Annotated in this window: 24 protein-coding genes and 1 pseudogene; 12 read left to right on the top strand and 13 right to left on the bottom strand. The window is 63.4% G+C overall.

Annotation, left to right across the window (positions count from 1 at the left end; genetic code table 11):
- Positions 1-58 precede the first annotated feature (58 nt).
- On the top strand, positions 59-1,357 hold the full coding sequence (locus HF916_RS18000) for an NRAMP family divalent metal transporter (RefSeq protein WP_168790219.1): 1,299 nt from the start codon (positions 59-61) through the stop codon (positions 1,355-1,357).
- A gap of 14 nt (positions 1,358-1,371) precedes the next feature.
- Here HF916_RS18000 and HF916_RS17995 read toward each other — a convergent pair whose 3' ends face one another.
- On the bottom strand, positions 1,372-1,887 hold the full coding sequence (locus HF916_RS17995) for a flavodoxin family protein (RefSeq protein ID WP_168790218.1): 516 nt from the start codon (positions 1,885-1,887) through the stop codon (positions 1,372-1,374).
- 233 nt (positions 1,888-2,120) lie between these two features.
- Here HF916_RS17995 and HF916_RS17990 point away from each other — a divergent pair, with 233 nt between their 5' ends.
- The 7 genes from HF916_RS17990 to fnr all read left to right on the top strand — a co-directional run bounded on the left by HF916_RS17990 (position 2,121) and on the right by fnr (position 7,995).
- Positions 2,121-2,957, top strand: a complete 837-nt coding sequence (locus tag HF916_RS17990) for a universal stress protein (RefSeq protein WP_168790217.1) — start codon at positions 2,121-2,123, stop codon at positions 2,955-2,957.
- 48 nt (positions 2,958-3,005) lie between these two features.
- A complete protein-coding gene (locus HF916_RS17985) occupies positions 3,006-3,512 on the top strand; it encodes a universal stress protein (RefSeq protein ID WP_168790216.1) in 507 nt (168 codons plus the stop codon).
- Positions 3,509-4,336 carry a universal stress protein gene (locus tag HF916_RS17980; RefSeq protein WP_168790215.1) on the top strand — a complete coding sequence of 276 codons (828 nt, stop codon included), beginning with the start codon at positions 3,509-3,511 and terminating at the stop codon, positions 4,334-4,336. The genes HF916_RS17985 and HF916_RS17980 overlap by 4 nt, the downstream gene beginning before the upstream one ends.
- A 241-nt stretch (positions 4,337-4,577) precedes the next feature.
- Positions 4,578-5,918, top strand: a complete 1,341-nt coding sequence (locus tag HF916_RS17975) for a PAS domain-containing sensor histidine kinase (protein WP_168790214.1) — start codon at positions 4,578-4,580, stop codon at positions 5,916-5,918.
- A complete protein-coding gene (locus HF916_RS17970) occupies positions 5,915-6,565 on the top strand; it encodes a response regulator (RefSeq protein WP_168790213.1) in 651 nt (216 codons plus the stop codon). The genes HF916_RS17975 and HF916_RS17970 overlap by 4 nt, the downstream gene beginning before the upstream one ends.
- Before the next feature lie 217 nt (positions 6,566-6,782).
- Positions 6,783-7,214 (top strand): response regulator, encoded by a 432-nt coding sequence (locus HF916_RS17965; protein ID WP_168790212.1) that lies wholly within the window; start codon positions 6,783-6,785, stop codon positions 7,212-7,214.
- Positions 7,207-7,995: a fumarate/nitrate reduction transcriptional regulator Fnr gene (gene fnr, locus HF916_RS17960; protein WP_168790211.1), complete on the top strand. Its 789-nt coding sequence runs from the start codon at positions 7,207-7,209 to the stop codon at positions 7,993-7,995. Before HF916_RS17965 ends, fnr begins: the two co-directional genes overlap by 8 nt.
- An 81-nt stretch (positions 7,996-8,076) precedes the next feature.
- On the opposite strand, the gene HF916_RS17955 is transcribed toward fnr, so the two are convergent.
- Together HF916_RS17955 and HF916_RS17950 are read right to left on the bottom strand one after the other, a co-directional pair.
- On the bottom strand, positions 8,077-9,063 hold the full coding sequence (locus HF916_RS17955; protein ID WP_168790210.1) for a zinc-dependent alcohol dehydrogenase family protein: 987 nt from the start codon (positions 9,061-9,063) through the stop codon (positions 8,077-8,079).
- A 92-nt stretch (positions 9,064-9,155) separates the two neighbouring features.
- The gene (locus HF916_RS17950; protein WP_168790209.1) at positions 9,156-9,431 is read right to left on the bottom strand and encodes a DUF1488 domain-containing protein; all 276 of its coding nucleotides are present in this window, start codon (positions 9,429-9,431) and stop codon (positions 9,156-9,158) included.
- A gap of 235 nt (positions 9,432-9,666) precedes the next feature.
- Here HF916_RS17950 and HF916_RS17945 point away from each other — a divergent pair, with 235 nt between their 5' ends.
- The 3 genes from HF916_RS17945 (at position 9,667) to HF916_RS17935 (ending at position 10,923) form a co-directional block, all read left to right on the top strand.
- A complete protein-coding gene (locus HF916_RS17945; RefSeq protein ID WP_168790208.1) occupies positions 9,667-10,002 on the top strand; it encodes a c-type cytochrome in 336 nt (111 codons plus the stop codon).
- Between the two features lie 71 nt (positions 10,003-10,073).
- Positions 10,074-10,448, top strand: a complete 375-nt coding sequence (locus HF916_RS17940) for a DUF3564 domain-containing protein (protein WP_168790207.1) — start codon at positions 10,074-10,076, stop codon at positions 10,446-10,448.
- A gap of 37 nt (positions 10,449-10,485) precedes the next feature.
- Positions 10,486-10,923 (top strand): hypothetical protein, encoded by a 438-nt coding sequence (locus tag HF916_RS17935; protein ID WP_168790206.1) that lies wholly within the window; start codon positions 10,486-10,488, stop codon positions 10,921-10,923.
- A 70-nt stretch (positions 10,924-10,993) separates the two neighbouring features.
- On the opposite strand, the gene HF916_RS17930 is transcribed toward HF916_RS17935, so the two are convergent.
- Positions 10,994-11,728, bottom strand: a complete 735-nt coding sequence (locus HF916_RS17930) for an IS6 family transposase (RefSeq protein ID WP_168790205.1) — start codon at positions 11,726-11,728, stop codon at positions 10,994-10,996.
- Between the two features lie 36 nt (positions 11,729-11,764).
- Here HF916_RS17930 and HF916_RS17925 point away from each other — a divergent pair.
- A pseudogene (locus tag HF916_RS17925) lies at positions 11,765-12,142 on the top strand (MFS transporter); the annotation flags it as partial.
- A 51-nt stretch (positions 12,143-12,193) separates the two neighbouring features.
- Here HF916_RS17925 and HF916_RS17920 read toward each other — a convergent pair.
- From HF916_RS17920 to HF916_RS17880, 9 genes are all read right to left on the bottom strand, one after another.
- Positions 12,194-13,279: an AI-2E family transporter gene (locus tag HF916_RS17920; protein WP_168790204.1), complete on the bottom strand. Its 1,086-nt coding sequence runs from the start codon at positions 13,277-13,279 to the stop codon at positions 12,194-12,196.
- A 196-nt stretch (positions 13,280-13,475) separates the two neighbouring features.
- A complete protein-coding gene (locus HF916_RS17915; protein ID WP_168790203.1) occupies positions 13,476-13,718 on the bottom strand; it encodes a CsbD family protein in 243 nt (80 codons plus the stop codon).
- Positions 13,719-13,796: 78 nt separating this feature from the next.
- On the bottom strand, positions 13,797-13,979 hold the full coding sequence (locus HF916_RS17910) for a CsbD family protein (protein WP_168790202.1): 183 nt from the start codon (positions 13,977-13,979) through the stop codon (positions 13,797-13,799).
- A gap of 501 nt (positions 13,980-14,480) precedes the next feature.
- The gene (locus tag HF916_RS17905) at positions 14,481-15,629 is read right to left on the bottom strand and encodes an enoyl-CoA hydratase/isomerase family protein (protein WP_168790201.1); all 1,149 of its coding nucleotides are present in this window, start codon (positions 15,627-15,629) and stop codon (positions 14,481-14,483) included.
- The gene (locus HF916_RS17900; RefSeq protein ID WP_168790200.1) at positions 15,626-16,444 is read right to left on the bottom strand and encodes an enoyl-CoA hydratase; all 819 of its coding nucleotides are present in this window, start codon (positions 16,442-16,444) and stop codon (positions 15,626-15,628) included. Before HF916_RS17900 ends, HF916_RS17905 begins: the two co-directional genes overlap by 4 nt.
- Entirely contained in the window at positions 16,441-17,355 is a 915-nt protein-coding gene (gene mmsB, locus HF916_RS17895; RefSeq protein ID WP_168790199.1) for a 3-hydroxyisobutyrate dehydrogenase, read from the bottom strand. Before mmsB ends, HF916_RS17900 begins: the two co-directional genes overlap by 4 nt.
- Before the next feature lie 24 nt (positions 17,356-17,379).
- Positions 17,380-18,891 (bottom strand): CoA-acylating methylmalonate-semialdehyde dehydrogenase, encoded by a 1,512-nt coding sequence (locus tag HF916_RS17890; RefSeq protein ID WP_168790198.1) that lies wholly within the window; start codon positions 18,889-18,891, stop codon positions 17,380-17,382.
- A 59-nt stretch (positions 18,892-18,950) separates the two neighbouring features.
- The gene (locus tag HF916_RS17885; RefSeq protein WP_168790197.1) at positions 18,951-20,642 is read right to left on the bottom strand and encodes an AMP-binding protein; all 1,692 of its coding nucleotides are present in this window, start codon (positions 20,640-20,642) and stop codon (positions 18,951-18,953) included.
- A 109-nt stretch (positions 20,643-20,751) separates the two neighbouring features.
- Entirely contained in the window at positions 20,752-21,885 is a 1,134-nt protein-coding gene (locus tag HF916_RS17880; protein ID WP_168790196.1) for an acyl-CoA dehydrogenase, read from the bottom strand.
- Between the last annotated feature and the right edge of the window lie 29 nt (positions 21,886-21,914).

Here is a 21,914-nt window from a genome sequence, read left to right as displayed (position 1 = left end):
GCGCCCCGTGCCGATGCGCTGACAGGCTCTGCGGCACGCGTACGCTGAGAGAAACGCCGTGGATCTTGACGGAACACCGCTGAAACGCCGCGGCTCGCTTCTAGCGCGCTTAAAGGAACACCCGCTTGCGCGGATCGGACCCGGCCTCATTACGGGCGTCGCCGACGACGATCCGAGCGGCATCGCCACCTATTCACAGGCCGGCGCGCAATTTGGCCTGAACATGCTTTGGACCATGCCGCTCGCGTTTCCGTTGATGGCGGCCGTCCAGTCTATGTGCGCGAAGCTCGGCCGCGTGACCGGCAAGGGTCTGGCCGCCAACATCAAGGACGCGTTTCCGCCCGTCGTGCTCTATGGCGTGGTGCTCCTATTGCTGGTGGCCAATACGCTGAACATTGCCGCTGATGTGGCCGCAATGGGCGAAGTCGCGCAACTGGTCATTGGCGTCGACCGTCACGTTATGACAGTGTGCTTCGTGTTCGCCACGCTGCTGCTGCAGATTTTCGTGCCTTACCATCGTTATGTGTTTTTTCTGAAATGGCTGACTGTTTCGCTGCTCGCCTACGCTGCCGTGCTGTTCATCGTGCATGTGCCGTGGCGCGACGTGGCGCTGCGCACGCTCTGGCCGCACCTGGCCGTGAATGCAAATGCGGCGGCGATGGTGGTCGCCGTGTTCGGCACGACGATCAGCCCGTATCTGTTTTTCTGGCAGGCCTCGGAAGAAGTCGAGGACTTGCATGCGCATACTGACAGCGCACCACTCGTCAGCGACGCCCGCCTGGCGCGCGCGGAACTGCGGCGCATCCGCTGGGACACGTGGAGCGGCATGCTCTATTCCGATCTCACCGCCTGGTTCATTATGCTGGCGACCGCCGTGACGTTGCACGCGGCCGGTGTGACTGACATCACCACAGCCGCTCAGGCGGCGAGCGCGCTGCGGCCATTGGCCGGCGACTTCGCCTATCTGCTGTTCGCGCTCGGCATACTCGGCGTGGGATTCATCGGGGTGCCGGTGCTGGCCGGCTCCGGTGCCTACGCATTGGCGGAGGCCGTGGGCTGGCAGGAGGGACTTGAGCGCAACCTGCGCGATGCGCGCGGCTTCTACGGCATCATCGCCGTGAGCGTGCTGGCCGCGCTGGCCATCCAGTATTCGTCGATCAGCCCGATGAAAGCGCTATTCTGGAGCGCGGTCATCAACGGCGTGGTGGCCGTGCCGCTGATGGTGGTGATTCTGCTGCTCGTCTCGAAGCGGGCGGTGATGGGGGACTTCACCGCAAGCCGCCCGCTCCTCGCGCTCGGAACGATCGCGACATTGGTGATGGGCGCGGCCGCCGTGATGATGCTACTGCCAGCCTAGACATGGCCTGCAGGTTAGCAGGCCCACTCCAGCGCTTCGTAATGCGCGAGATGACGTTTCAGCACGCTGACGAAACGCGCCAGCGACGCGGCCACGACGCCCCGCTGCACCTCGGTGGCGCGCACGTTGCACTCCGCGACGGGCGCTCTCCCTGCCAGTGCACGCATTTCGTCGAACGCCGCTTGACTGCCCAAGCCGCCGAAGCTGCTGAAAAACGCCACATGCCGGAACTTCAACCGGTTCTCGAGCAAATACTCACGCACTGGCGCCGACACCGAGCCGGCCCAGACCGGCGTACCCACCACCACGAGGTCGTACTGCGAGGTATCAAGCCCCGCTGGGACGATCTCGGTCGGTCGCTTGCGCCACGAGTCGACAAGACAGCGCATATAACCCATTGCACCACGTCGTTCGGTGCAATCGCAGATTTCCTCAAGGTCGGCTGACAGCATCCTGGCGAGCGTGGATGCGAGCACGCGCGTGGTGCCGGTACGCGAAAAGAAAACGACTAGAATGCGGGCGTCAGACATGGCTCGATCCTTCTGTAGAAACATTAATCGCTGTCGCTCGGGCGCGCAAACGGGCGCAACGCATGTCCGCAGCATAGGCGGCAGCGGGCGCCAGTTCATGACGCAGGTCAAACAACGCTTTGACGCAGGCGCGCCTGCGCCGCTGTTGATCTGCATCAACTGCGGCGCCGCCATCGTTCCTAGACTCAAGCTCACTTATTCGCGCATCACCGTCCCTTCCAGGAGCGACTGCCATGAGCTTCAAAACCATTGTTGTCCATCTCGACACCAGCCCGAACGCCCATCCGCGACTTGAAATCGCGCTGCGTCTGGCCAAACAGTTCGGCGCGCATCTGACCGGCGCATTCGCTGTCTTCAGCCCGGATCCGCGCTCTCTCTACGTGATGGCCGGGACCGCGGAGTATTACAGGACGCATGAGGAGTTACGCGCGGAGCGGCGCGCGGCGCTCGAACGGCTGTTTCACGCCGAACTGCGGCGTGCCGAGGTGCCGGGCGAATGGGTCGCCATCGACGAACCAGCCAGTCTCGCCGTGCAGCGTGCGGGCCGCTGTGCCGACCTCATCGTGGCTGGCCAGGACAATCCGGGGGACCCGGAATCGTATGTCGGCGACTTCTTTCCGGAAAACCTCATTCTGTCGTGCGGCCGCCCGGTCTTGCTCGTGCCGTATGCGAGCAATGAAAGGTCGACTGGCTGCCGGGTTCTGGTTGCATGGGACGGCAGCCGCGAAGCCACCCGCGCCGTGCACGACGCGCTGCCGTTCATGCGCACCGCAGAAAACACCACGATCCTCACGGTCAACGGCGTGCACGAGTTCGAGCGCGCCCGCATCCCCGGCGCGGACATCGCCACCGTGCTCGCCCGGCATGGTGTACGCGTCGAGGTCGCCGACATCGAAACGGGAGCGGGCGACTCGGTCGGCGAGATATTGCTCTCCCAGGTGGCCGACAACGGCGCAGACCTGCTGGTGATGGGCGCCTACGGTCACGCCCGCTGGCGTGAGCTGGTGATGGGCGGCGCCACGCGCACGATTCTCCGCTCGATGACAGTGCCTGTGCTGATGTCGCACTAATGTCGCGCCGGGTGCGGCACGATTTCTTCCCGTTCAGGAGTGTTCACCATGTACAAACAGATTCTGGTGGCGGTCGATGGCAGCGAAACTTCGTCGCGCGCGCTGGCCGCCGCCATCGAATTGGCACGTGAGTCGCAGGCGCAACTGCAGCCGCTCTACGTGGTGGACGTACCGTTGATGTCCTACGACGTGCCCGGCTACGACCCATCCTATGTACGCGACGCTCTCGTAGAGGAAGGCCGACACGTGCTCGCCGACGCCGCCACACTGATGGCCGGCGCAGGCGTGAAAGGCGCGACGCGTATAGTCGAAACCGATCTCACGGGCGAGGACATCGCTCATCGCATCCGGGCCGCAGCGCAGGAATTCAACGCGGACGTCGTAGTGCTGGGCACCCACGGGCGCCGCGGCGTGCGTCGGCTGGTGCTCGGCAGCGTCGCCGAACATTTTCTGCGCATCGCCAATTGCCCTGTGTTGCTGATCTCCATGCATTGCGGGCCGTCCGCTGCGACAGTCGCCCAAACCGTACAAGAGCCTGTCAAGGATCCGTCATGAATTGCAGAACCCTGCTGGTGCACCTCGACGACAGCACCCATAGTGCTGCCCGGCTCGACTATGCTCTCGACGTGGCTGCACGCCACGACGCCCATCTGATCGGTCTTTACGCAGTTTGTGAAGATTTGACAAAGCCGCTCTTTCTGCACGGCGAGGGCAGATGGAGCGCCGCCTGCGAGGCGCAGCGCGACCACAATCTGAAGAGCGCGCAAGCTGCGTTTCTCGCCGTCGCCGAACGAGCCGGGGGCAGCGTCGAGTGGCGAGCGCCGGGCGGCCCGCCGACGGCGGCAGCGACTCTGCATGCACGCCATGCCGATCTGCTCATCCTTGGCCAGCATGATCCGCAGGACACGGGTGCGTATGTGGCCCGCCAGTTCGTCGAGGACGTCATCATGGGTTCAGGGCGGCCCGCAATCGTGTTGCCCCATGCTGGCCCGATCCGCGCGCAGATGGACAACGTTATGATCGCCTGGGACGGCGGCCGTGAAAGCGCGCGGGCCGCGACTGACGCGTTGCCGCTCCTGCGCTGCGCCAGTTTTGTCACCGTCATGAAAGTGCAGAGCCATCCGCGCCGTGACGAGCCGACCGGCATCGACGTGGCCTCCTGGCTGGAGCGGCACGGCATCGAGACGAGTTTCACGGAGATGCCTAAGGTGCCCGGCGTCGACACCGGCGCCACGCTGCTTAATGCGCTGGCCGACCGTCACATTGACCTGCTGGTTATGGGCGCGTATGGCCATGCGCGAGTCGAGGAACGGCTGCTTGGCGGTGTCACGCGCACCATGCTGGCGGCGATGACCGTGCCGGTGTTGATGGCGCATTGAGTGGCGCGCCAAGAGCCGGGCTGGCGCGCTGGCGTGTGCACTCAGGGCTAGAAGCACGCCTCCCGGCCGCACTGGCATGAAGCTGACGATTCACGGACAGATTCACGGACAATAAGTGCAAACCTAGCAATTCGGCCGGAGCAAACACGGTCGGACTGCGGTGCTGCCCCGCGTGCCGTCGAGTACACGCCTGCGGTAGCAGCGACCCAACCCAGTTCGTAGACGTTCCTGAGAGGCGCACATGCCCGTCAGCGGTAAGCCGCCCACTTCGCGCAGCGCCGATTTGCGCGGCCTGCGCCGCATGTTTGCGGCGCGGCCCGAGTGCGCGGCAGCGACAGCGTTCGTTGTAACGCTGGCCGCCATGCTGGCCGCACGGCGCTGGTTCGACCCCGCGTTGTTTATCTGTGTCGTCGCCGCCGTTCTGCTGGCCGCAAGCGTGATCGTGCTCGCGGGTCGCGATGGCTCCTCCAGACGCGACGAGCCAAGCGTCGGGCTTGGCCAGTCTGCCGTAAATGAGGCTCGAATGATGGCGATCATCCGTTCGTCGATGGAAGCGATTATCAGCATCGACGAACAGCAGCGGGTGGTCATCTTTAATCCGATGGCGGAACAGGTTTTTGGCTGCTCCGAGTTGGACGTGATCGGCGCCCCGCTCGCCCGTTTTATCCCGCAGCGATTCCGGGCGGCGCATGCGCAGCATGTCGGCCAGTTTGGCGTGACCGGCGTCTCTGACCGGAAAATGGGCAAGCAACGTGTGCTGTCTGGCTTGCGCGCCAACGGCGAAGAATTTCCGCTCGAGGCCTCAATCTCGCAGATCCGCGATGGCGACACCCGGCTTTACACGGTGATGCTGCGCGACATCACAGAGCGCGTCAAAGCGGAGCGTGCGCAACGGCAGGCGCGCGAGGAATTGCGCGAACTGTCGGCCAATTTGCAGAAAGTCCGCGAAGACGAGAAAACGCGTATCGCACGCGAATTGCACGACGATCTCGGCCAGCAACTCACCGCGCTGAAAATGGACATCTCGTCCGTCGAGCAGGCGCTGGCGCCGTCGGCAAGCGTACCGGTTCTAGAGCAGTTGCAAGGCATGCGTCGGCTGATCGATGCAACTGTCGCTTCGGTCCGCCGCATTGCCGCCGATCTGCGGCCGGTCATGCTCGACGACCTCGGCCTGATTCCCGCGATCGAATGGCTCGCGAACGACTTTACCAACCGCTACGGCATCGACGTGGAGCGTGACATCGAAACCGGAGACACGCGCTTTTGCCCGGCGGGCGCCACTGCGATGTTCCGGATCGTGCAGGAAGCGCTGACGAACGTTGTACGCCATGCCGACGCCACGGTGGTCACGCTCAGCCTGTGCGCAAAGAATCAGACCTTCGTGTTGAGCATCGCCGACAATGGCCAGGGCGCGCATCGAACGGACGAGCCGGCGGCCAAGTCTTTTGGCTTGCTCGGCGTTCGCGAACGCGCGCACATGCTCGGTGGCGCGGTCGACATTCATACCGCGCACGGCAAAGGCTTTGTGTTGACCGTCACCATTCCGGCGCAGACCGCACAAATGCAGGAGATGCACACATGACCCGCGTGCTGATCGCCGACGACCATGCGCTGGTGCGCGACGGTCTGCGTCATATTCTCCAGAGCACGAGCGGCTTCGAAGTGGTCGGCGAAGCGAACGATAGCGTCAGCACCGTCGCGCTGATCCGCGAGCGAGTCGCCGACGTGCTCGTGCTAGACCTGTCGATGCCCGGCCGCAACGGCGTCGAGCTGATCAAACAGATCAAGGAAGAAAAGCCCGCGCTGCGCATCCTCGTGCTGACCATGCACGCCGAGCAGCAATACGCGGTGCGCGCGTTCAAGGCCGGCGCGTCAGGTTACCTGACGAAAGAAAGCGCGAGCGCCGAGCTGGTGTCGGCCGTCACAAAGGTCGCCGCGGGTGGCGTGTATGTGAGCCTTGCGATGGCCGAGCGATTCGCACAAAGCCTCAACGAGCCGGCTGATGTGCTGCCGCATCAGCGTTTGTCCGACCGGGAATTCGACGTCCTGAAGCGCATTGCCGCGGGTCAGACCATCACCGAGATCGCGGCCGAACTGTGTGTGAGCAGCAAGACCGTCAGCACGTACAAGACGCGCATCCTCGAAAAAATGCAGATGCCACACGAGGCGGCATTGGTGCGCTATGCGATGCGTCACAAACTGGTGAATGACGAAGAAGACAACATCTGAACGCCTTCGCAGCCTCCCACTTCCGGGCGACCAGTAAGGATCTGGTAGCCGCCTCCGCGCTCCGACCTGCCGCGCAAGCAGCACGCAGCGCAGCCACGATCGTTCTGATCCACATCACGTTCGTGTAGGAAACGCCCTACAGACCTTCACACTCTCCTACTCGAAGATCATTCCATGCCGATTCTATTTTGAGACAGCGCGGCCGATACTTCGAGCCATGAACTCGAGCCCCAATCTCCCCGACCTGCGTGTTTTTCTTGTCGACGATGCAGTGTCAGTGCGCCGCCGTTTGGCCGCACTGTTCGGCGCGCTCGACGGGGTAGAGATCGTCGGCGAAGCTGAAGAACCCGGTGCGGCATTCGCGGGCATCGACACGCGCGTGGCTGATCTCGTCGTGACGGAGCTGCATCTGAGCGGCGGCACTGGCATGGAGTTGCTCAGGTTGCTTGCACGAAAAATGCCGCATGTGATTGTCATGGTGCTGACGAATCATTCCGGTGCCTGGTTCCGGCACGCATGTCTGACGGGTGGTGCGCACTACTTCTTCGACAAGACCGGCGAGTTCGATCTCGCGCGAAACACGATCCAGCGGCTCGCCGGCGAACATCGCACTCGCGCCCTTTTTCAACCAGGAGCACATCATGTCTGACGTCACCGCCTACTCCGTCATTTCGCCCGCGCTTGCCTGTACGCAAGCATCGCCGACTGCCGGGCAAATGCCGGCAAGCGTGCGCGCGCCGCGCAAGGACGCATTGCGCTGCACGACCTGCACAATGCGCTCCATCTGCATGCCGCAAGGACTGACAACCGAGGACTTGCAAAGACTCGAATCGCTCGTCTGCCCGTCCCGGACCATCAAACAGGGCGAAACGATCTATCGCGCGAACGACTCGTTCCAGAGCATCTATGCGGTGCGCGCCGGCTCGTTCAAGACCGTCGTCGTGCATCGCGACGGCCGCGAACAGGTTACCGGCTTTCATCTCGCCGGCGACTCGCTGGGCCTGGATGGCGTCGGCTCAGGCTACCATAGCTGCGATGCCGTGGCGCTCGAGGACAGCAAGGTTTGCATTATCCCGTTCCATCTGCTCGAAACCATGTGCCGCGAAGTCAAAGTCGTCCAGCAACACGTGCATCGGATGATGGGCGGCGAGATAGTGCGCGAGTCGTCACAGATGATGTTGCTCGGTACCATGTCCGCCGAAGAGCGGGTCGCAACGTTCCTGCTGAATCTGTCGGACCGCCTGAGAATGCGCGGGTATTCTCCGGCCGAATTTCATCTGCGCATGACACGCGAGGAAATTGGCAGCTACCTGGGAATCAAGCTCGAAACGGTAAGCCGGATGCTCTCCAAATTCCAGCGCGACGGATTGCTCGATGCACGCGGCAAGGACATCCGCATTCTAGATCACGAAGGCCTGGTGAGGATTTAAAGCCGGGATCGGTTCGCATTTCGGCTCGCGGCGCTCAACGTCGCCATCGTGGAACGAGTCCAACGATCGAGACTCACCACGCTATCGGATGACGAGCACCGCCGCACCTGTCAGCCTGCCATCGCGCAGATCGCTCAGCGCCCGATTGGCCTCCGCCAGCGGATAACTCGTCGTTTCAATCGTGAGACGCGTCTCAGCCGCGATCCGCATAAAGGCAAGCCCGTCATCGCGCGTCAGATTTGCCACCGACACCACGCGCCGCTCACCCCAAAGAAACGCGTAAGGGAACGACGGAATATCGCTCATGTGAATCCCGCCGCAAACCACCACACCACCTTTCGCGATCGCTTGCAACGCTTGCGGAACGAGCGCGCCGACCGGTGCGAAAAGCAACGCCGCATCGAGTTCGTCAGGCGGCGCCTCGTCGCTGCCGCCGACCCACGCCGCACCGCGACGCAGCGCGAGTTGGCGCGCTGCTTGATCGCCGGAGCGCGTAAACGCATACACCGTGCGCTGCTGATGACGCGCAACCTGCGCGACGATATGCGCGGCGGCACCGAAACCGTAAATGCCAATCCGTTGCGCGTCGCCCGCCATGCTCAAAGTGCGATAGCCGATGAGACCGGCGCATAGCAGCGGCGCCGCCGCGATGTCCGTGTACTGCTCTGGCAGATGAAAGCAGTAGCGGCTGTCGGCGACGGTGCGCTCGGCGTAACCGCCGTCAATCGTATAGCCCGTGAAGCCGGGTTCGTCGCAGAGATTTTCCCGCGACGACAGGCAGTAGCGGCAGTGCCCGCACGTGTAGCCGACCCATGGCACCCCCACCCGGTCGCCGACGGCGAACCCCGTTACGCCCGCGCCGAGCCCGGCTACGGTGCCGACGATTTCGTGGCCAGGGATGACAGGCAGCCTGGGATGCTTGAGCTCATGGTCGACCAGATGAAGATCGGTGCGGCACACGCCGCACGCGTGAATATCGACCAGGATCTGGCCGGGACCGGGCGTAGGATCTGGCATCTCCCGTTCACGCAGCAATGACTCATTTCCGTCGAATACCATTGCGCGCATCGAATCTCCTCAAACGCTCTCAAGCGCAAATACCCGGCTTTAAGCTGGCGTGGCGCGTCGAAAGAGGCGTTGCGCTCCGCCGCTCCATGGATTCACCCGCAAAAACGAAAGTAGCCGCGGTGCATCAGTACCGGTTTGGCACCGATCTCGCTAAACAGTCTTCTCGCTGCGTGTTCAATCGGATGCCGGTTGGAGTTAAATGCGGTGATCAGATCATCCTCGCGCAGTGACGCGGCGCCGAAATGATCTTCGAGCGCTTCAGCAGTGATGGCACACTGCACGCGCGCGCCATCCACCTCGGCAGGAAACGCGACGACGAGATCGCGCGCGCAATATTCCGGATGTTCCTCAGGAAAGTAAATCTTCATAACCACCGCCCGTTCTGTCGCGCAGGAAGGGAGCCGCAGCGGCGTGTCTGCACACCTACGCGTCGTGCACCACACTTCAGGGCGACCCGCTCAATGCGACGCCCGTCTGTCACCAGCATAGGAGCTTAGCGCGCTACGTCAAATTCAGACCTTCCGTTCCGGTTGACCGAGGTCAACGGCAAGCAGGTAACCGCCCCTAAACTAACCTCATTACCCTTGCAAAGGAGCGGGTGCCGTGAACATCCTATCCCAAAGTTCTCTCGCGGCATGCGCCGTGTTTGTGCTGACTGCCTCTGCTGCGCACGCCGAGACGGAACCGACTGCTCTGGTCGATCAGCAACACTGTATGTTTTGCCATACGCGCGATGCCCCGTTCCTCGCGCCGTCGTTCCAGCAAATCGCTGAACGATACCGAGATGCACCGAATGCGCAGTTCATGCTCGAACACAAGCTGCGGCTTGGCGGCAAAGCACACTGGGGGGACATGGCAATGCCATTGCCAGCTGATCGCGGCGGCCCGTTGTCGGCGGAAGATGCGCATACGCTAGTGCAGTGGGTATTGAATCAGTGAGGCCGCCTCCTCGGGAATAACACCCCGCGATCCGGCTTCGTTTAACACCATCGTAAATTCTGGAGATTCACATGCGCCTCACTGTCCACCTCGACACGTTCGACCGTGTTCATCCGATGGCCTTCGCAATCTTGTGGCTCGACAAGGACACGCGACAGTGGTCGCGCGAAGGTCATTTTGGTCTCGATCTGCCCGAATGGGGCTCACTGCGTGTGGATTGCGGCAATACGCTTGTGTGCAGCGCGGACGGCTCGATGCCGGTTTGCGTACTCGAAGGACTCGATCTGAACGACGCCGACGGGCCGTTCGAGGGCCAGACCGGGCGCACGCAGTGGTGCGCGGAACGCGGGCGCACCCTGATGTCCGGCCACTGGCACGTGCAGTGTATCGACAGTCAACAGATAGAGCCGGAACACGGCCTTTTTGCCGCCCGCAACGACGTGTGAAGCGTTGGCTTCACTGGCACCTCAGGGAGATAACGCAATGGCACTCACAACCGATCTGGACGGCGTCCGCCACACTTACGGGCTCTGTTTCGTGCGTGCGCCGTGGGCTTATTTCACGCGTTTGCCGCTCGATCAGCAATGGGGCGACGGATGGGAGCGCGTGCCTTATGAAAAACACGCCGGTCTGCCTTACGAAGATGCGGCACAACAGATCCTGACCGTCGCGTTTGACGGGCCGCTCCTGCCGCCCGACGCTGGTTACGACGGTTGCGCGCGCAGCGTCAACGAAATCAATCGAGGCGACGCGCCATGGTTGCGCACGCAGGATTTCATCAGCAACGCCCCGGTTCACATTGCCGCGGGCGTGACCCTCGAGAAATTTGTGGAACTGGTCGAACTGGCCGGCGGCCGTGTATTTGCACCGCTTGGCTGGGGCGCACTGCGGCTTGAGCCGATCTCACCGGCGGAGACTTGAAGCATTAACAAGGCCGGCGCTGTCACGTTAAATTGTTCGCGGCGCAATAGCGGAGAGGACAAACGCTCGCTCAGAAAACGGACGGATCTTGGGTGGCCTCAGTGAAACGATGCCAGGTGGCAAAGCGTGCGGCGAGCTGTTTGCGATAGAGTGAGGCGCGTAGCAGATGTCGCTTGAGCGCAAAGTGCTGCCGGATCGGACCGAAGCTCGATAAGAAAGCCTGTGTGCGTTCAGGATCGCGGAAGCCGCGCATGCGTCGCTCGCGTTCGCGCGTCGGCTGATGACTGTTTTCCGCCCGGTTATTGATCCGCGCGCTGGCTTTGACGAAGACGTGCTTGACGTTAGCAAGTTCGGGAATCTCGGCTTTTGCCGCCGGATGGCTGCGCAGCTGGTCGGTCACGATCTTGCGCGGTACCTCAGCACACGAAGCAAGCACGCGCTTGAAAAACCGCTTCGCTGCAGCCTTGTCGCGTCGCTTCTGAAGCAGGATATCGAGTTCGGCACCGTGTTGATCGACGGCGCGCCACAACAGGTAAGGCTCGGCGCGCAACGTCACAAATACTTCGTCAAGGTGCCACGTGGTGCCGGGCCTGCGACGCGCCGCTTTCACACGGTGGCCGAAGCTCGCACCGAACTTATCGCACCAGCGTCGGACCGCTTCGTAGCTGACGATAACCCCGCGCTCGAACAGCAGTTCTTCGATATCACGCAGACTGAGCTGAAACCTTAAATACCAGCGTACCGCGCAACTGATGACCGCCGCCGTAAAGCGATGACCGTGGTAAAGCGATTTTGCATTTTTCATCACTCGATCTTACTCGACCATCTCTGCAACGTGACAGTGCCGTTCGTCACGCATCTGCCGAATCTGCCGTTCTACGCGCTGGTGATGTTCTTCCCGATCTTCATGGTGCTGATGTCTGGACGGATGGTGCCGATGCAGGCTCTGCTGACCACCGTGCCGGAGCCTGCGCGGCGCGGCGCTTTTCTCAGCGCGAACAGCGCGCTCCAGGCATTGGGCACGGGCTGCGGCGCGTGGATCGGCGGCTTGATGCTCAGCAGCTCGCCGGGTGGTCAGGTCGTGGGGTACGAGACTGTCGGCTGGGCCTCGGTTGCAGTCGCGCTGGCCGGCGTGTTCTGGGTTTCCCGCGTGCGCCGCGCGCAAGGCGATGCGCCCGCGCCGGGAATGATGCACGGTGAAGCGATCGGCGAAAGTTGAGCGCACGCCTCGCGCGGCGCTGTCTTGCAAGGCGCCGCGCGGACTAATGCGTCAATCATTTTTGCCGGTCAACGCGCGGCGCGCGGCTTCGCCTTCATCGCGCGAAGCCGCATAGAACACGCGTGCCCGCCCAATGATGATTTTCAGCATCGCAATCACCGGCACGGCCAGAAAGATCCCCGCCACGCCGCCCAACTGATCGCCGGCGAGCAAGCCGACGATGACAAGAAACGGACTGATCTCCACGCCTTCGCTCATCAGATAGGGATTGAGCACGTAGTCCTGAAACAGCCGGTAGAGCGCGATAAAAATCACCAGCCAGAGCAGATGCGGATAGCCGCTGAACACGGCCACCACCAGCGTGATCGCGACAGCGCCGAGCGGCCCGGCAAACGGCACGAATTCCAGCAAGGCCGCGCTCACCGCCAGCAGAAACGCGTAAGGCACGCCGAGCAGCGAGAACGCCACGCCATAGCAGATCAGCGTAGCCAGCGACAGAAACAGCAACGCGCGCACGTACTTCGACAACAGCACGTTCAGATCGGTCACGATCTCCGCCCACAACGTGCGATGCCGGTCGTTCAGCAGATCGAGAAAGTCTTCGCGCATCCGCGGACCTTCCTTGATCAACAGGAAGCTCAGAATCGGAATCAGCACGAGGTAGATCAGATTGCTGGCCGCGTGCATCACGCCGAGGCCGACACTGCGCGCCATCGGCACGGCCTTGTCGGAACCGGTCTCGATCTGGCCGCGCACGAAATCCACGATCCGCTCGCGCAACGGCTCAAGAAAATGCGGCAACGGAAAGCGATTGGGCACATCGGACTTCATCAACTGAGGCAGTTGCGCGAGCAGATGCGTCGCCTGATCCTGCAACTGCACGCCGAAGATCGATCCGACCACCGCGATCAACGCGACGACCACCACGAACACCAGCGCGATCGACGCCACCCGCGGCACACGACGCGGCCGGATGCGCTCGACGAGATCGACCATCGGATAGATCAGATAACTGAAGAAGACCGCGAACACCACCACCAGCACGGTGGACGACGCCATATAGATGCAGAAAAACAGCAGCCCGATCAGAAGCGCGGTCCAGACCTGTCTGGCCGTGCGAACATCGAATCCCAGCATGAACCTTCCTCGAATAGACGATGAGATCCGGCACCTCGAACGCGCCGGGAACATCGGACAGGCATCGCAGACAATGCGGGCGTTGGTGAGCCAAGGCGCCCGCGGAATGAGAGGCAGGGTAAAACGCGAGGTAGAAATGACGCGCCGGCGCCCGGGCACCCAATAGACGCACCGGGCGGCGCGGCGCGCGACGTAATCAGATCAGCTTGCCGAGCAGAAATCCAACGCCGACCGCGATCAGCAGCGCGCCGATCGGATTGTTGCGCGTCGTTTCGGCAACCTGATCGACGCTCTCGCCGTATTTCGCCTGTGCCTTGCCGGCGAACTGGCGGACCTTGCCTTCGGCTTGCAGTTCCGCATCTCCGGTCAGGCCGCCGACGGCGCCCTGCACCTTGCCCGCAGCATCCTTCACCGTACCTTCGAACTGGTTTGAATTCATCGATATTCTCCTTTGAACCGGGTCAACAAACCGTCGCCGGCGGGAGCCGGCGCTCTATCCTGCTTTCCGTCGATACTGCTACCGCCTTACGCGATTGCGCACGGCATCGGCGGCCTCGCCGACTTTCGACTGCACCTTGCCGGCCAGTTTCTCCGCCGCGCCCTTGACCTGCGTCGTCCGGTTGCCGGTGAGCCTGCCGATCGCTTCCTTCACGGAACCCTTGAACTGTTTCGCTGCACCTTCGACACGATTCCTGTCCATGACGGTTTCCTTAAATGGTTGAATTGCACGGAAAACGCCGGGCGTCGTGCTTGAACGAGCGCGGCGGTAACCCTGACGGCGCTCGATGCACAACTTGCATTGTCCCGGGCGCAGCCCACACCGACAGCGGCGAATGCACGTGATCGCCTGGCGCATTGGAACGCAGTTTACCGAGCATCGAGTCGCGGCTTGCGGCCCTCTTTCACGTGCACCGACGCTAGCCGCGTCAGGTCAGCTGAAACTCACTAGCATGGTTCGTTCCCGGCCGCCGTCCGCTCGCTAAAAAAGCCGCGCGAAGACGACGCACAGGCCGACTTCGAGGCTGCGAGGCTTTGCGGCGCGGTGCGCCGCCGGGTAGGGGTCGAAATGATCTGCGGCAACTCGTGCCGGTCCGTCTGCGAGCGCAGGACGTTGTCGTCGGCGGGCGGCATGGCGCCCGGTTCGTCGGCTTGCACGCGGGGAGCGGGCGCAGCGCCCACCCCGCTTTAGCGCAATGCCACTTTAGCCTTGCTCCGCGCCCAGCGCAGCCAGCGGATGCGCCTCGCGCTTCCACGGCGAAGCGAGGAAATGTCTGACGCGCTCGGGCCGCACCGCGGCGAGCGTGGCAGGCGCCCAGCGGGCTTTGCGATCCTTGTCGATCAACTGGGCTCGCACGCCTTCGCAAAAGTCGCCCTCCTCGATCACGCGTTTGACGATCCCCAGCTCCATGCGGAAGCACTCCGCCAAGGTCATCTGCCGGCCGCGCAAAAGCGCCTCACGCGTGACGTAAAGCATGGTGGGCGAATGACCGGTCAGCGCGTCGTAGGTGGATTGCAACCACTGCTTCACCTCGCGCGGCGGCTCGCGCTCCAGGTCGTGCCGCACCGTCGCCACCATCCGATCGATGCCCGAACGCCGATCGAAGTGCCGCAAGATCAGTTGCGTGAACGCCGCCAGCGGCGCGTGCGGAATGATATTGCACGGCGGCTCGAACACACCGCGCAAGGCGGCCATCAGATCGCCTTCGAGCGGCATGCGCTGCAGACGCTCTTCGAAACTGGCGAGCCATTCGGCCGGCACGCACAGATCCGCCAGTTGCAGCCGCAACGCGTCGGCGCCGGACAAGGTCGCGCCGGTGAGCCCGACATAGAGTTCGATCTCCGCCGGCATCACGCTCAGAAAACGCGTCGCGCCGACGTCCGGCAGAAAGCCGATGCGCGTCTCCGGCATGGCGATCTTGCTGCGCTCGGTCACGATACGCAGCCGCGCCCCCTGGCCGAGTCCCATGCCGCCGCCCATCGCAATGCCGTCGAGCAACGCGACCACCGGCTTCGGAAACGTATGCAGCGCGTAGTCGAGCCGGTATTCGTCGACGAAGAACGCGAGCCAGCGGCTGTCGCTGTTCTTCGCGAGCCGCTGCACTTCGCGCACATCGCCGCCGGCGCAGAAGCCCTTGGCGCCCGCGCCTTTCAGCACGAGCGCGACGATGCCGTCGTCGGTGCGGCAATGTTCGACCAGTACGGCAAGTTCGCGCACCATTGCGTGCGAAAGCGCATTGAGCGCGGCCGGCCGGTTCAGCGTGATGATCGCCACGCGATTCACCACGCGAAACAGAATCTCGCGTTCCGCTTCGAGGCTCGTATCGTGCGCGACGCTTTGCAAGGCGCTCATTGACGCGTCTCCTGCTGCGAGGCGTCGGCCTGAGCGGCCTGCGTCACCTGCCAGCGCGGCGTGCGCTTGTCGAGGAACGCGTTGACGCCCTCACGCTGATCGGCGCCGTCGAATAGATCGACAAAGCGCTCGCGTTCCAGCGCCAGCGCCGCCGCGCGCGGCACGCCGTTGCGGCCCTGATGAATCAGCGTCTTGCTGAAACCGACCGCCTGCGGACTCAACGTGGCGACGCGCGCCGCCATGACCAGCGCGGCCTCGCGCGCCGCGCCCTTTTCCACCACTTCTTCGACCAGACCGATGCGCAACGCGGTCGCCGCATCGACGCGCTCGCCGGTCAGAATCATCCGCTTGGCCCAGCCTTCGCCGACCAGCCACGGCAGCGTCTGTGTGCCGCAACCGCAGGGCAGCAAGCCGACCGCGGTCTCGGGCAACGCCAGCAACGCATGCTGTTCCGCGATGCGAATATCGCAGGCCAGCGCGCATTCGAGCCCGCCGCCCATCGCATAACCATTGATCGCCGCGATCACCACAGGCCGTGCGTTCTGCAAGGTTTCGAACGCCGCGCCGAAGCGCGCCGCCGCCGTGCGCGCGACTTCGCGGTTGCCGTCGGCGAAGGTGTTCAGGTCGGCACCCGCACTGAAGAACTTGGGGCCATCGCCGGTAATCACGATTGCGCGCACGCGCGCCTCGCCGTTCAGGCGTTCGACGGTCTGCTGCAATTGCAGCAAGCCTTCGGGCGTAAACGCGTTGGCGGGTGGCCGCTTGAGCGTGAGTTGCGCGACGGTGCCGTCGTGCGCGTAGTCGAGTTCGATCATGCCGCGCCTCCGTCCTTGCCGTCCTGACTGTCCTGGCGATAGAGCTTGATGACCGCCGAAAAGTCGAGACGTCCCGCGCCTTTCGTGCTCATCGTCTGGTAAAGCTGTTGCGCCAGCGCGCCGAGATAGAGCGGCTGACGCGCGGTTTTCGCGGCGTCGGTGGCGAGGCCGAGGTCCTTGAGCATCAGATCCGTGCCGAAGCCGCCTGTGTATCCGCGCGTGGATGGCGCCGTCTCGATCACGCCGGGCATCGGATTGTAGGTGTCCGAACTCCAGCAGCGTCCCGTCGACGTATTGATGATGCCGCCCAGCACTTTTGCGTCGATGCCGAGCGCTTCGCCGAGCGACATGGCTTCGGCGACGCCCGCCATGGTGATGCCGAGTACGAGGTTGTTGCAGATCTTCGCGACCTGGCCCGTGCCGGTATCGCCGCAATGGACGATGTTCTTGCCCATCGTCGAGAGCACCGGCTTGACCTGCTCATACGCGCTCGCGCTGCCGCCGACCATGAAGGTCAGCGTGCCCGCCGCCGCGCCGCCGGTGCCACCTGAAACTGGCGCATCAACGAAGGTGTTGCCGTTCTGCCGCGCGAGTTCGGCGAACGCCTTGACGCTCGCGGGATCGATCGTGCTCGAATCGATGATGGTCACGCCCTTCGCGATGCCGGCGAAGATGCCGTCGTCCGCGGTCAGTACGCTACGCACGTGCGCAGCGGCGGGCAACATGGTGATCACGCATTCCGCGTCGGTTACTGCCGCTTTCGGCGAGCCGGCTGCCTTGGCGCCCGCATCGACGAGCGCCTGCACGGCTTGCGCGTTGAGGTCGAACACGTTGACCGCGTGGCCGGCTTTGAGCAGGTTGTGCGCCATCGGCGCACCCATGTTGCCGAGTCCGATAAAGCCTATTTTCATGATGTCTCCCGTGGACGCATGGACTCAGCGCAGGCTGATGGTCGTGTTGACGCCGTCGTTGACGGTGTCGTCGTCGAACCAGCGGGCGGTGACAGTCTTGGTCTGCGTGTAGAACTGCACGACCTGTTTGCCATACGGACCGAGGTCGCCGAGTTTCGAACCGCGCGAGCCGGTAAAGCTGAAGGACGGCACCGGAACCGGAATCGGAATGTTGATACCGACCTGGCCGATATCGATCTCGCTCTGGAATTTGCGCGCCGCCGCGCCGCTCTGCGTGAAGAGCCCTACGCCGTTGCCGAATGGATTGCGGTTGACCAGCGCGATCGCGTCATCGAGCGTGGCCGCGTTCAGCACCACCAGCACCGGGCCGAAAATTTCCTGGCGGTAAATTTCCATCTCGGTGGTGACGTCTGCAAAAACCGTCGGGCCGATGAAGTTGCCTTGCTCGTAGCCCGGCACTTTCACGTCGCGGCCGTCGAGCGCGAGTGTCGCGCCTTCTTTCACACCGGTTTCGATCAGACCGAGAATGCGCTGCTTCGCCGCGCGCGAAACCACCGGGCCGATGTCCGTGTTCGGTTCGTTGCCCGCGTTGACCTTGAGCGTCTTCGCCTTCGCCACCAGATCCGGTAACCATTGCTGCGCGGCGCCCACCAGCACGACCACCGACGTCGCCATGCAGCGCTGCCCCGCTGCGCCAAATCCCGCGCCGGCCAACGCGTTCAGCGTTTGCTCGCGGTTCGCATCGGGCAGCACGACGGCGTGGTTCTTCGCGCCCATCATCGATTGCACGCGCTTGCCGTGTTCACTGCCGAGGCGGTACACATGCGTACCGACCGCCGTCGAGCCGACGAACGAAATGGCCTTGACCAGTTCGTGCGTGCAAAGCGCGTCGACCACCTCCTTGCCGCCGTGCACCACGTTCAGCACGCCCTTCGGCACGCCGGCCTCGAGCGCGAGTTCGACCAGTTGCATGGTCGAGAGCGGGTCCTGCTCGGAAGGCTTCAGCACGAACGTATTGCCGCACACGATCGCCATCGGGAACATCCACAGCGGGATCATCGCCGGAAAGTTGAACGGCGTGATGCCGGCGCACACGCCGATCGGCTGGCGCAGTGTGTACGTGTCCACGCCGCCCGCCACGTTCTCCGCGAATTCGCCCTGCTGCAAGGTGCCGATCGAGCACGCATGCTCGACCACTTCGAGGCCGCGGAAGATATCGCCTTCGGCATCGGGAATCGTCTTGCCCTGCTCCGCGCTCAAGGTCTTGGCGATACGCGGCATATGCTCGCGAATCAGCGCCTGGTACTTCAGCATGATGCGCATACGCGCGCCGATCGGCGTGTTCTTCCAGGTCTTGAACGCGGTGTGGGCGGAACGGATCGCTTCGTTCACTTCATCGGCGGTGGCGAACGGCACGCGCGCCAGCACCTCTTGCGTAGCGGGATTGACGATATCGCGCCATTCGGTGGTCTTCGATTCGACGAACTCGCCGTTGATCAGCAACTTGACGGTGGCAACGGCAGCAATTGCGCTCATGCTGAAACTCCTCTGCAGTGGCCGCGAGGCGGCCGGACAGTGACTGGGGACAAAAAGAATCAACGCAGATCCGGGAAATCTTCTTCCCAATACTCATCGGGCAGGCGCGCGGGCTCGGCCTCGCGTTCCATTTCACGGCGCCGCAATTCGACGCGGCGAATCTTGCCGGAGATGGTCTTGGGCAGTTCGCTGAATTGCAGGCGGCGAATCCGCTTGTACGGCGCGAGTTTTTCGCGCGAGAACGCGAACACGGCGCGCGCGAGTTCGGGGCCGGCCTCGTAACCCTGGCGCACGGTGACGAACGCCTTCGGCACCGACAAACGCAGCGCGTCGGCGCTCGGCACCACGGCGGCTTCGCCGATCGCCTCGTGTTCGATCAGCACGCTTTCGAGCTCGAACGGACTCAGGCGGTAATCGGACGATTTGAAGACGTCGTCGGCGCGGCCGACATAGACGTAGTAGCCATCGTCACGGCGCAGCGCAACGTCGGACGTGCGATAGAAGCCATTGCGCATGGCTTGCGCGGTGGCGTTGGCGTTGTTCGCGTAACCGGTCATCAGACCGAGCGGCCGTTCGGCCAGCGGCAGCGCGATTTCGCCTTCGGTGACGGGATGGTCGTCGGCATCGATGAGCTCGATCGTGTAGCCCGGCAGCGGACGCCCCATCGAACCGGCCACCACCGGCTGGCCCGGCGAGTTGCCGATCTGACAGGTGGTCTCGGTCTGGCCGAAGCCGTCGCGGATCGTAATGCCCCACGCGTGCTTCACGCGCTCGATGACCTCCGGGTTCAGCGGCTCGCCAGCGCCGACGATCTCGCGCAGCTTGACCGGATAGTCGCTCAGATGCTCCTGCACCAGCATGCGCCAGACAGTCGGCGGCGCGCACAGCGTGGTGATATTGAAACGCACCAGCGCATTCAGCGTGTCTTTCGGCACGAAGCGCGGGAAGTTGAAAACGAACACGCAGGCCTGCGCATTCCACGGCGCGAAGAAGCAGCTCCACGCGTGCTTAGCCCAGCCCGGCGAGCTGATATTCCAATGGATGTCGTTCGGTTGCAGGCCGATCCAGTACATCGTCGACAGATGGCCGACCGGATAGCTTTGATGCGTATGTTCGACCAGCTTGGGCTTCGAGGTGGTGCCTGATGTGAAGTACAGCAGCATCGGGTCGGTGGCCTGCGTGACGCCCTCGGGCGTGAATTGCGGCGATGCGTCATAGGCCGCGGCCAGATCGATCCAGCCGTCGCGCGGCGCGCCCACCGACAGCCGCGTGAGCGGCGCTTCGAGCGTATCGAATTTGGCCAGCTCCGCGCTATCGACTACCGCGAAATTCGCGCCGCCGATCTGCACGCGATCGCGCACGTCGTCGGCGGAAAGCTGGGTGGTGGCGGGCAGCACGATCGCGCCGAGCTTCATGGCCGCGAGCATCACATCCCACAGTTCGACGCGGTTCGGCAGCATCAGCAGCAGGCGGTCGCCGCGGCCCACGCCTACGCCGTGCAGGAAATTCGCCATGCGCGCCGAGCGCTCCGACATCTGCGCGTAGGACAGGCGCAGGCCGTCGGTGGCGGGATCGTCGACGATCCACAGGGCGGGATTGTCGTTATCGCGCGCGATCACGTCGAAATAGTCGAGCGCCCAGTTGAACTCGCCTAGTGCCGGCCACGCGAATTCGCGGTAGGCACGGTCGTAGTCGGTTCGATGGCGCAATAACAGATCGCGTGCGTCGAAAAAGGCCTTCGCTGCAGTCATCGTCGTCTCCTAATGGCGCGGTATACGCTTCCGCTTTTTTGTCCCGCTGCTGCACCGCTTTCTATCCTGCGGCAAGCTATTCTGCACTCAAACGCCACTTCATTTGCAACTACACATGCCGCGCGATCACCATCCGTTGCACCTCGCTGGTTCCTTCGTAAATCTGCGTGATGCGCGCGTCGCGGTAATGGCGCTCCACCGCGTAGTCCTCCAGATAACCATAGCCGCCGTGAATCTGGATCGCGTTCGAACAGATCTCCTCGGCCAGTTCCGACGCGAACAGCTTGGCCTGCGAAGCCTCCGACAAACACGGCTTGCCCGCCGTGCGCAGCCGCGCCGCGTGATGCACGAGCAGGCGCGCTGCATTCAAACGTGTGGCCATATCGGCGAGCATATTGGCGATAGTCTGATGCTCCCTCAACGCCTTGCCGAACTGGATGCGTTCATTCGCATAGAGACGCGCGGCATCGAACGCGGCGCGCGCAATGCCGACCGCCTGCGCGGCAATGCCGATGCGCCCGCCTTCGAGATTCGACAGCGCGATACGCAAGCCTTCGCCCGGTTCGCCGAGCAGATTGGCTTCCGGCACGGCGCAGTCGTCCAGCGAAATCGGACAGGTGTCTGAAGCGCGAATGCCGAGCTTGTGCTCCGGCTTGCCGACGTTGAAGCCCGGCGTATCGGTGGGCACGATGAAGGCCGACAGGCCGCGCTTGCCACGGTCGGGATCGGTGACAGCGAAGACGATCGCGAGGTCGGCGCGGGAGCCGTTGGTCACGAACTGCTTGCTGCCGTTGAGAATCCACTTGCCGTCGCGCAGCACGGCGCGGGTGCGCAGGTTGTTCGCCTCGGAGCCGGCCTGCGGCTCGGTCAGACAGAACGCGCCGATGCGGCGGCCAGTCGCCAGGTCCTGCAGATAGCGGTCTTTTTGCGCTGCCGTGCCGAAGTTGAGAACCGGCCCGCAGCCGACCGAGTTATGCACGCTCATCAGCGTGGCGCAGGCGGCGCAGCCGGCGGCGATCTCTTCGAGTGCGAGCGCATAGGCCACGTAGTCCGTGTAGGAGCCACCCCACTCCGCCGGCACGATCATGCCGAGAAAACCGAGCTCGCCCATCTGCTTGACGACCTCGGCGGGCAGTTGCGCGTCGCGATCCCATTGGCCCGCGTGCGGCGCGAGCTGTTCGGTGGCGAAGTCGCGAGCCGCGTCGCGGATCATCCGTTGTTCGTCGGTGTAGAAGCTGTCCATGGCGCTCGGTCCTGTGCTGTACGTCAGAT

The organism is Paraburkholderia aromaticivorans (assembly GCF_012689525.1).
Taxonomy (GTDB): domain Bacteria; phylum Pseudomonadota; class Gammaproteobacteria; order Burkholderiales; family Burkholderiaceae; genus Paraburkholderia; species Paraburkholderia aromaticivorans_A.
This window is presented reverse-complemented; position numbering and strand designations above follow the sequence as displayed.